Below are 9,624 nucleotides of genomic sequence, written 5' to 3'. Positions count from 1 at the left end.
TTGTCGTCGGTGGTCGCCGTCGACTGGCTGCGCTGGGACGGCACGGTGGCGCCGGTCTCGTCGACCACGTGCGCGCCGGTCGGCTTGCCGCCGAACTGCAGGTCCACGTCGGTCTGCACGGGCCACGGGTGCGGGTTGAAGACGACCACCGGCTGGGTGGTGGGGTCGAGCGGGATGTCGATCTGCCGGGCGATCGTGTTGTGCGCCAGCGTCGTGATCCGCTTGGCGATCGCGACCGCCTCGCCCAGCTGGTCCCGGGCGTCGTCGTAGGAGGTCTCGATGGCGGAGCCGGGCAGGATGTCATGGAACTGGTTGAACAGGATCTGCTTCCAGGCCCGCTCCAGCTCGGTGCGGGGGTACTGCAGCCCCGCCTGGAGCGACGCGACGGCCGCCCAGCGCTCCGCGGTCAGTACCGCATGCTGCGCGCGGCGCTGCCAGGCCTTGATGCCGGAGTGCGCGGAGTAGCAGCCGGGCGAGTGATGCTGCAGATCGTCGCGCTGCACGGCGAGCCCGGAGAGGAAGGCGTCGCCTCGGGCGAGGACCTCGTCGAAGTAGCGTCGGGGCGAGGCCATCTGCATCCTTCCGAAGGAGCCCATGCGGTCGTAGCGGTAGATGGACTCGATGTTGGCCTTGGTGGGGCCGCCGCCGTGATTGCCGACGCCGTAGAACACCATGGCATCGCCGATGCTGCGGTCGAGCGCGCCGAGCGACTTGTCCGTCTGCCCGTCGACCGATCCGGCGGGGCTGCAGTACTCGAACGGGATCCGGTAGCCGAGCACGCGGCTGCCGTCGGGGGCCTCCCACCAGAAGAGCGTCTCCTCGAGCTCGCTCTCGTGCGGTCCCGGCCGCAGGAACATGTAGGAGTCCATGCCCTGGCCGCGGAGGATCTGCGGGAGCATCGCGTTGTGGCCGAACGGGTCGACGTTCATGCCCACCGTGGCGGTCTGTCCGAACCGGGACTGCAGGTAGCGCTGGCCGTAGAGGCCCTGCCGGGCGAATGATTCCCCCATCGGCATATTGCAGTCCGGCTCGACCCACCACCCGCCGGCGTTCACCCAGCGCCCCTCGGCGACCCGCTCCTGGATGCGCGCGAACAGCTGAGGGTCCTGCTCCTCCACCCAGCTGAGCAGCACGATCTGGTCGCAGGTGAAGACGAAGTCGGGGTACTCCTCCATGCGATCGATCACCGACCTGAAGGTGGCGCGCGCCTCCTGATAGCCCTCCTGCCACGGCCACAGCCACACCGGATCGAGGTGCGCGTTGCCGATCATGTAGAGGGTGCGGTCGGGGGTCGACAGCGGACGGGGCTGCGGCACGAGGTCGCGCGGCTGCGGCCCGGCCGGGGCGTTCGCCACCGGCGCGCGGCCCTCCCGGCCGGCACTGTCCCCGCCGGCGATGTCGGCGCTCGTAAGCGGGGCGCCGCCGTGCGGCCGTGCTCCTGCCGGAGCGCTCACTCGCTCTCCTCCGCCCACACGTCGACCGTCTCGCTGATCACGTGGAGCATGAAGGTGTGCATCTCCTGGATGCGCGGGGTCACCGTGGTGGGCACGAGCAGCCGGTGATCGGCGAACGCGGCCGCCGGGCCGCCATCGCCGCCGCTGAACAGCACGGTCGTCGCGCCTTGGGCACGGGCGGCCTGGAGCGCGGTCACGACGTTCGGCGACTTGCCGCTCGTGGTGAACCCGGCCACCACGTCGCCGGGCCGAGCCAGCGCGGTGACCTGCCGGGCGAACACGTCGTCGTAGGAGTAGTCGTTGCCGATGCACGTCATGACCGTGGGGTCGGTGCTCAGCGTCACCGCGGGCAGCGGCCGACGATCCCGCTTGTAGTGGCCGATCAGCTCGCCGGTGAAGTGCTGCGCGTCCGCGGCGCTGCCGCCGTTGCCGAAGGTGTAGAGGACGCCGCCGCTCTCATAGGCGGAGCAGAGCATCGCCGCCACCTCGCGCACCGCGGGCAGGAGGGCCTCCATCGCCTGCGCGGTGGCGACGTGGTCGCCCAGCTGCTCGTTCATCCAGTCGGACTGAGGGGAGGTGTCAGACATGCGGCTTCCAGGATCGGGGATGGGACAGCGGGAGGGAAAGCGAAGGGACGGTGCTCAGCGAGCGGGCGCGGAGGTGAGGGTCGACGGCGGGGAGGGTTCTGCGAGCTTGTCGAAGGCGATCGCGCCAGCGCCGACGACGCCGACCAGGTCGCCCAGCTGCGCCAACTCGATGCGCACCGCGGCAGCGGCAGGCGGCATCGCGGCGGAGAGCACCGCGGCTCGAAGCGGCACCAGGAGGAGGTCGCCCGCGCGGGTGACGCCGCCGCCGAGGACGACCAGGTCGGGTTCGAGGATGTCGACGAGGTCGGTCACCGCGCTGGCGAGGAGGTCGACCGTCTCGTCCCAGACCTCGCGGGCCAGCTCGTCCCCGTCGCGCGCGGCGGCGGAGACGTCCTCCGCGCGGATCTTCGAGAGGGCGCTCAGCACGCTCGAGCGGCCAGTGCCCCCGAGTGCCGCCACGGCCTCCGTCGCCCGCTCGGCGATCGCGGTGCCCGAGGCGTAGGCCTCCAGGGTTCCCGCGCGGTTGCCGAAGCCCGGTCTGCCGCCGGGCCGCACGGAGATCTGGCCGTACTCGCCGCCGTTGCCTGCGGCGCCGCGGTGCAGCTGCCCGTTGATGACGGCCCCCCCGCCCACGCCGGTCGAGAGGGTGAGGTAGACCATGGTCGAGGTGCCGCGCCCCGCGCCGAAGCGGTACTCGCCGTAGGCCGCCGCGGTGGCGTCGTTCTCGAGCGCGACCGGAAGACCGAACTCGTCGGTGCCCAGCTGGACGATCGGAACGTAGTCCCAGCCGGGCAGGTGCAGCGGGCCGGTCAGCACGCCGGCGCGGGCGTCCAGCGGGCCGCCGCAGGAGACTCCGACGGCGGCCACGTCTTCGCGGGCGCCGAGGGCGCCCTCCGCCCGCGCCGTCTCGATCGAGCGGCGACCGAGGTCGAAGAGCCGGCGGACGATCACCTCGTGGCCCTCCTCCCGGCGGGTGGGCTCGGCGAGGAAGCCGGATACCGTGCCGTCGGCGGAGACCACTCCGACGGCCAGTTTGGTGCCGCCGATGTCGAGCCCGAGGACCGGACGCCCCACTGCGACCATGCAGTCCTCCGAACAGCTCGCCGTCGATCCCACCGGCTCCTGTGGCATCGATCCCACAAAGGATAGAGCCGAACCGGAGAAGCGGTCAACAGCCTGAGGGGTGGGCGGGTCAGCCGACGGGAATGCCGGACTGCGCCGGTGCCGCCGCCGACCCCCGCACCTTGAGCGAGGCGGAGAGCACCACGGTCCGCGTGCCCGCCGCGGGATCGGCGATCCGCTCGAGCAGCGTCTGCACGGCGGTCCTGCCCATGGCGGCGGCGTCCTGCGCGATGGCGGTGACCCCGGGGGTGACCATGCTCATCCACGGCACGTCGTCGAAGGCGAGGAGCGAGAGCTCGCCCGGTATCGAGAGGCCCAGCTCGCGCGCCGCACGCCAGGCGCCCTCGGCGAGGAGGTTGTTCGCGGCGAAGATGGCGGTGGGCCGCTGCGACGAGCCGAGCAGGTCGTGCGCCACATCGCGGGCCGCGTCCACATCCCAGCCGGTCGGCACAACGAGGGCGGCGTCGTGCGAGACCCCCGCGCTCTCCAGGGCATCGGCGTAGCCCTCCCGGCGCTCCCGGCCGGTGGTCCAATCGTCCTCGTCGATGAGCAGGGCGATGCGCCGATGGCCGAGCTCGAGCAGGTGCCGGGTGCCGGCCCGGGCCGCGCCGCGGTTGTCGACGACGACGGCATCGCAGGCGCCGTCGCTGAAGCGACGGTCCACCTCGACGACCGGCACGCGCTGGCGGAGCAGGAAGCTGGTGGCCTCGGCGGAGACGGGAGTGGCGACCACGCCGGCCACCCGGAGCGCGACGAACGCCTCCGCCGCGGCGAGCTCGTCGTCGGCGAGGCCCTGGTCGTCGACCAGCATGGTCGTGTAGCCGAGGCGGGTCGCGTGCCTGCTCGCGCCTGCGGCGAGGTTGGCGTAGAACTCGTTGCGCAGGTCCGAGACGAGCACGCCGATGGAGCGGGTGGACTGCTGCTTGAGGCTGCGGGCCATCGCGTCGACCACGTAGCCCAGGTCGCTGGCGGCCTGGCGCACCCGCAGCCGGACACTCTCGGCGACGTAGCCGTTGCCGGTGAGGGCACGGGACGCGGTCGACCGGGAGACGCCTGCCGCTTCCGCGACCTCCTTGATGGTGGCGCGACGATCGGGCTGCACCGGCTCGGGGCTGCCCTGGCGCATGGTCCCTCTATTCGATGTCGACGAGTGCCTCGGTGTGCTGCCCGAGGCGAAGCGAGCCAATTGTGACATCAACGGCCACTCTGGCGCGCCGCACCGGGCCAGCACCGGCGGCGAAGCGCATCTCCACCTCCCGCTCCTCCCCCGGCTGGAGCCGAACCGTGCCCGGTTCGACGACGGGCCGCCAGTCCGCGGGGATGACCGCCTCGAGCACGGCGTCGGCGACCGAGCTGTGCGGATTGCGCACCGACACCGTCAGGGTGAGCTCCTCGCCCGCCGCCACCCGGGACCGATACGGCACGATGCGGGCCAGCACGCCGTCGGCCCCCAGGTCGAACTCGTCGAGCGGCAGCAGCGCATGATGCATCTCGATGAGGTCCTCGCCCGCATAGCCGAGGTACTCGAGGTAGCCGGGCTCCACCCAGCGCGGCTCCCAGTGGCCGCCCGCGAGCAGCCCCGGCCCGACCCGCTTGTAGAGGGCAGCGCTCTTGCGGTAGTCCTCGATGCGGAAGCGGTTGCGGTACTGGTAGTTGAGGATCTCGTGCCGGTCGTCCCGGATGCCGAGGCCCTCCTGCTGGTCGCCCGTGAACAGGACGGGCACGCCGTCGACGACGACCTCATAGGCGACGGCGTAGAGCGTGTGCCCCGGCTGTTCGTGCGCGGTGATCGTGTACTCGTTCCACCGGAACGGCTCGCCCAGCGGCAGCACCCGATCCGCCACGATCGGCTCGAACCACTGGCAGGGCAGGTCGTACTTCCAGGGGTCCTCGAGGATGGGCGCCACGTTCGCGGGCGCCCAGATCTCGGTGCCCTCCACGTCGCGCAGCAGTGGCATGCCGGCGATGTGATCGTCGTGGTAGTGGGTCGGCAGGGCCGCGGTGATCTTCGTGACGCCGAACTGCTCCTTCAGCGCGGGCAGCGAGGCGAGCCACGGGCGCCGTGAGGCCCGGTCGGTGCCGGTGGGCATGCCGGTGGTCATGTCGTAGCCGTAGTCGATGAAGAGCGCCTCGTGGGTCTTCGACAGCAGCACGTAGCCGTACGAGAGCGAGGAGGAGTTGAAGAGCAGATGCTTCGTGAGCCGCCGGAAGGGATTGCGCAGCCGGTCCTCCAGGTCCCAGGGATACCAGCGCCGGGAGTCCACGTAGTACTGCATCCGGTCGGCCAGCAGCCGCAGCGCCGACCCGGGCGCGGTCATCGGACGGCCATGGGAGGGCAGCATGCGGTCGAGCTGCTGATCCATCAGCTGCAGGCAGGACATCACGGTCATGGCCGGACCCTCGTGGGCTGTGTAGGACCACTGGCTGGCCGCCATCGACCACACCTTGCCCGCCGCGTAGATGAAGTCGCCGGTGAAGCCGATCCGCTCGCCGTCGCGCTCGAGGATGTAGCTGACCGACCCGATCGTGTGGCCCGGCGTGGGCATCACCCAGAGCCGCACGCCGCCGTAGGTGCCCACCCGGTACTCGGGCACGGTGGACGCGACCGGGACCGGCTCGAGGAGCGAGAAGCGGTCCTGCCGCACGTTGTAGTCGTTGTCGAGCTGACGGGTGCGCCACATCTCGTCGACGCCCGCGAACAGGTCCACCTCCACCGGCGGGACGTGGATGGGGATGCCCAGAGCCACCGCGCGGGGCAGGCCCTGGCCCTGGTCGCGATGGTGGTGGGTCATCACCACGTCGGAGAGGCGGTCGATGCCCAGCTCATCCAGGTGGTCGAGCACCATGCCGGAGCCGAAGTCGATGGCGACGCCGGTGCGCTCGGGGCCGTCCGCCACGATCACATAGACGTTGCAGGTGTCGTGCACGCAGTAGACGCCTCGAGCGATCTGCTCGACGACGCCGGAGGAGGCGGTCACGAGCGGCTCGACCGCCTCTGCTCGAGGGCGCGCCGGTACTCCCGCCAGGTGCCGGCGACGACCGCGAGGTGCTCGGGGCCGATGGGCTCACCTGACCGGTCGATCGACTCCGCGTAGTAGAGGGCCGGAACGCCCAGCCGGTGCTGGACGTCCACGTAGGACAGCCACTCCGCGCGGTTCGGCATCGGCCACTGGTCGGTGTCGATCACGTGGCCGGGCAGCGCTCGTCGGGCGATCTCGTTGCGCAGGGTGACCTGGTCGGCGACCGGCACGGGATGCCCGGCCGCGTCGTTCTTCAGGACGTCGTTGAGCCGCACCATGTCGCCCACATCGCCGAAGGACGGGTGCACTGCGTGGGTGACGACGAGGGCGTCCGGCTTCACGGCCTTCGCGGCAGAGCGGAGGGTGCGCAGCAGGGTGTGCAGTGCCGCGATCCCCCACACGCCGGGCGCCGGGCGCAGCGAGCGGCCGCTCGGAGCGCGCTGGGTGAAGTCGACCTTGAAGCCGTCGGCGTCGAGGCCCTCGGGCGAGAGGAGCTCGGCCACGATCCTCTCCAGGTGGGCGAGGTACTTGGGGTTGGCGGGGTCCGCGGACAGTGGCCGGCCGCCGGCGTCGAGCACGCACTCGTCGGCGGGCAGGCCGGAGGGGTCCCATGCCTTCCACCAGAGCAGCACCTTCTGGCCGCGGGCGTGCCGGTCGGCGATCCAGCCCTTGAGGTCGGGCCAGTGCTCGAGGTCGGGGGTGGCCGTGCCGTACTGCGCCTGCCAGCGGTCGTCGATCACGATCGTGCCGGGAACGAGTCCGCTCTGCTCGAGCGTGGCGAGGAACTCCTCGTAGGCGCTCTCGCGCGCCAGCTGGGGTGCCATCAGCACCACGAAGCTCTCCTCCAGGGCCGTCTCGGGCTCGGTCGGCTCACTCGGGTTGGCGGTGCCGTGCAGCTCATGCGCTGACCGGGCGCACTGCGCACCCCAGCCGCAGAACATCGGCTCCTCCCACCAGTCGGCGGCGGCGGCGGCGTCTGCAACGGCGGACGCGAAGCCGTGGGCGACGAGGTCGGCCCGATGGTCCTCGATCACGCCGAGGGCGTCGCGCGACGGCCGCAGCACGAGCACCGGCGAGGTCCACTCGCCCGCGACCCTCGTGTGGCCCTCATAGGAGAAGCGGAGCCAGTAGCCGGCGTCCAGCGGCTCGTAGCGGACGGTGGTGAAGGTGAGGTCCTCGACCGCAGCGCGCACGGAGAGCCCGAGCCAGTCGCCGCCGGGCAGGTCGGTGGCACCCGCTGCGTCCCGGCGGCCCCACCCGAAGACCAGCGGCGGCGGCGAGAAGATGCCGTTCAGCCGGCCGGGCTCGGCGTCGCCGACCACCCCGAGGGCGGCGGAGGCGCGGGCCGGTCGGACGAAGGCGACCGGCTCGGTCGGAACGGGCACGAAGACGCTGCGGAAGCCGATCGCGGATCGGAACGCGCCGCAGGCCCCCGAGCGAAGGGTGGCGGAGCCGCCGAGGAGCACGACATCGTCCAGGGCGCCGTCGCCGCGCACCACGACCGAGACCTCGACGGTCTCCCGAGTGCAGCGCACGCGGGTCTCTCGGCTCTCCCACACAGTGGAGCGCTGGGCGACCGCGACCGTCACGACTCCGCCCTCATCCGTGACGACCGGCGCGCTGAGGCCGTAGGTCTCGTCCACCCCGTCGAGGCGGTGCACGGAGGCGAGCAGGTTGAGGTCGGTCCAGTTGTTGCCGTCCTCGCTCAGGAGCACGCCGTAGGGCGACCGGTTGACGGAGCTCTCGTCGGCGGGGAAGGACAGCGAGTACCAGCGGCCCGACACGGTGAGCCAGGACTCATGGCGGACGACCGTGACCCCCTCTGCCGCGGGGTGCAGCGGGGGCGACGGCTCGAATCGGGAGGGGATGGGAAGAGGGTCGAGAACGGCGCGATCCACCGGATCGACGCTGGTCGGAAGCATGCGAAAAAGCGTATCTGGTAACGTTCCCAGGTGGGTACTTCTCCCCTCCCCGCGGCGTCGCTCCCGAGCCTGTGATCCTCGATCTGCTCTCTCCCGTTCCGCGTTTCGCGCGCATCGACGGACCGCCGCTTCCGCTCGATCCCGCGGTGGTCACCGGCAGCTCGGCCGACAGTCCGGCATGGCGGGCCCTCGCGGATCTGGAGCCGGAACTGCTCGGACCCGGGGGGCACGGGTTGCGCATCCGGGAAGCGGGAGGCAGAGCGGCGGTCACGGTCGCCGCCGCCGATCGGGCGGGCGTACTGCATGCTCAGGCCACCCTCGATGCGCTTCTGGCCGCCGCCGCCCTGACCGGCCAGACGGGACTTCCCCAGCTGTCCATCCGCGACGAGCCGGCCCTGCCGTGGCGGGGCACGATCGAGGGCTTCTACGGTCCGCCGTGGAGCCACGAGGAGCGGCTCGATCACCTGAGGTTCTGCGCCAGGAACAAGCTGAACAGCTACTCCTACGCGCCCAAGGACGACCCGTATCACCGGGAGCGGTGGCGGGAGCCCTACCCGCCTGCCGAGCTCGCGCGACTGGCCGAGCTGGTCCGCCTCGCCGAGGACCTCGGCGTGCGGTTCACCTACACGATCGCGCCGGGGCTGTCGATGATCTACTCCTCCCCGGACGAGCAGCGGCTGCTGTTCGCGAAGGCCGAGCAGCTGTGGGCTGTGGGCGTGCGCTCCTTCGCGCTCCTCTTCGACGACATCCCGGCCGCCCTGCAGCATCCGGCGGACGTCGCCGAGTTCGGGGCCGAGGAGGGGGCGGCCGGTGCGGCGCACGGCCGCGTCTGTGCCGAGTTCCGCGACCGCTTCCTCGTCCCGCGGGGCGGAGACCGGCTCGCCATGGCGCCCACCGAGTACGCGGGCATCGAGCGCTCGCCCTATCGAACCCGGCTCGCGGAGACGCTCCCCCAGGATGCCCTCGTCTGGTGGACCGGCTGCGACATCGTGGTCGGCACCGTGAGCCGGGCGGACATCGACGGGGCTGCGGCCGCCTTCGGCCGCGACCTGCTGCTCTGGGACAACTTCCCCGTCAACGACTTCGACGCGACCCGGCTCTTCCTCGGGCCCCTGCTGGGACGGTCCACCGACCTCGATGGATCGCGGCTGCACGGCATCAGTGCCAACCCGATGGTGCAGGCGTCCGCCTCCCGGCTCGCGCTCGCGACCGTCGCCGACTGGGCGTGGAATCCCGCCGCCTACGACCCCACCGCGTCCGCTCGGCGTGCGGCCCTGGCGGTCGCCGGCTCACTCGCATCGGCGCTCCTCCCCCTGCTGGCGGTCACGAGCGGGTGGCCACCCAGCGCCGACCGGGCGCCGCACCTGTCGCCCCTGCTCGCCCCGGCGCTGCGCCGCGAGCCGGAGGCGCTGGAGCGGGTCGACGCTGCACTCGCGTCACTGGCAGACCTGCCGACGGCCGTCGGCGAGGGGTCCTCACCCGTGGTGGATCAGCTCCGCCCGTGGCTCGCCGCGGCCGC

At 71.9% G+C, this 9,624-nt stretch carries 6 protein-coding genes and 1 pseudogene; 1 reads left to right on the top strand and 6 read right to left on the bottom strand.

Annotated elements, in window-relative coordinates; genetic code table 11:
* The 6 genes and pseudogenes from JWR33_RS02270 to JWR33_RS02245 form a co-directional block, all read right to left on the bottom strand.
* Positions 1-1,454, bottom strand: a pseudogene (locus tag JWR33_RS02270) (alpha-mannosidase); the annotation flags it as partial.
* Complete coding sequence (locus tag JWR33_RS02265) at positions 1,451-2,041, bottom strand: SIS domain-containing protein (protein ID WP_297409058.1); 591 nt, start codon at positions 2,039-2,041, stop codon at positions 1,451-1,453. The pseudogene JWR33_RS02270 and the gene JWR33_RS02265, both read right to left, overlap by 4 nt.
* A 54-nt stretch (positions 2,042-2,095) precedes the next feature.
* Positions 2,096-3,124, bottom strand: coding sequence for an ROK family protein (locus JWR33_RS02260; protein WP_297409056.1), 1,029 nt, complete (start codon positions 3,122-3,124; stop codon positions 2,096-2,098).
* A 109-nt stretch (positions 3,125-3,233) separates the two neighbouring features.
* On the bottom strand, positions 3,234-4,289 hold the full coding sequence (locus tag JWR33_RS02255) for a LacI family DNA-binding transcriptional regulator (protein ID WP_297409054.1): 1,056 nt from the start codon (positions 4,287-4,289) through the stop codon (positions 3,234-3,236).
* Between the two features lie 7 nt (positions 4,290-4,296).
* Complete coding sequence (locus JWR33_RS02250; RefSeq protein ID WP_297409053.1) at positions 4,297-6,141, bottom strand: MBL fold metallo-hydrolase; 1,845 nt, start codon at positions 6,139-6,141, stop codon at positions 4,297-4,299.
* Entirely contained in the window at positions 6,138-8,105 is a 1,968-nt protein-coding gene (locus tag JWR33_RS02245) for a hypothetical protein (RefSeq protein WP_297409050.1), read from the bottom strand. Before JWR33_RS02245 ends, JWR33_RS02250 begins: the two co-directional genes overlap by 4 nt.
* 71 nt (positions 8,106-8,176) lie before the next feature.
* Between JWR33_RS02245 and JWR33_RS02240 the strand changes: the two genes are divergently transcribed.
* Positions 8,177-9,624 (top strand): protein O-GlcNAcase (locus JWR33_RS02240; RefSeq protein ID WP_297409048.1); only part of this gene is annotated, 1,448 nt, incomplete at its 3' end.

The sequence above is a fragment of the Naasia sp. genome, from assembly GCF_025465545.1.
GTDB lineage: Bacteria > Actinomycetota > Actinomycetes > Actinomycetales > Microbacteriaceae > Naasia.
The sequence above is the reverse complement of the archived record's forward strand: the minus strand, read 5'-3'. Positions and strand labels throughout refer to the sequence as shown.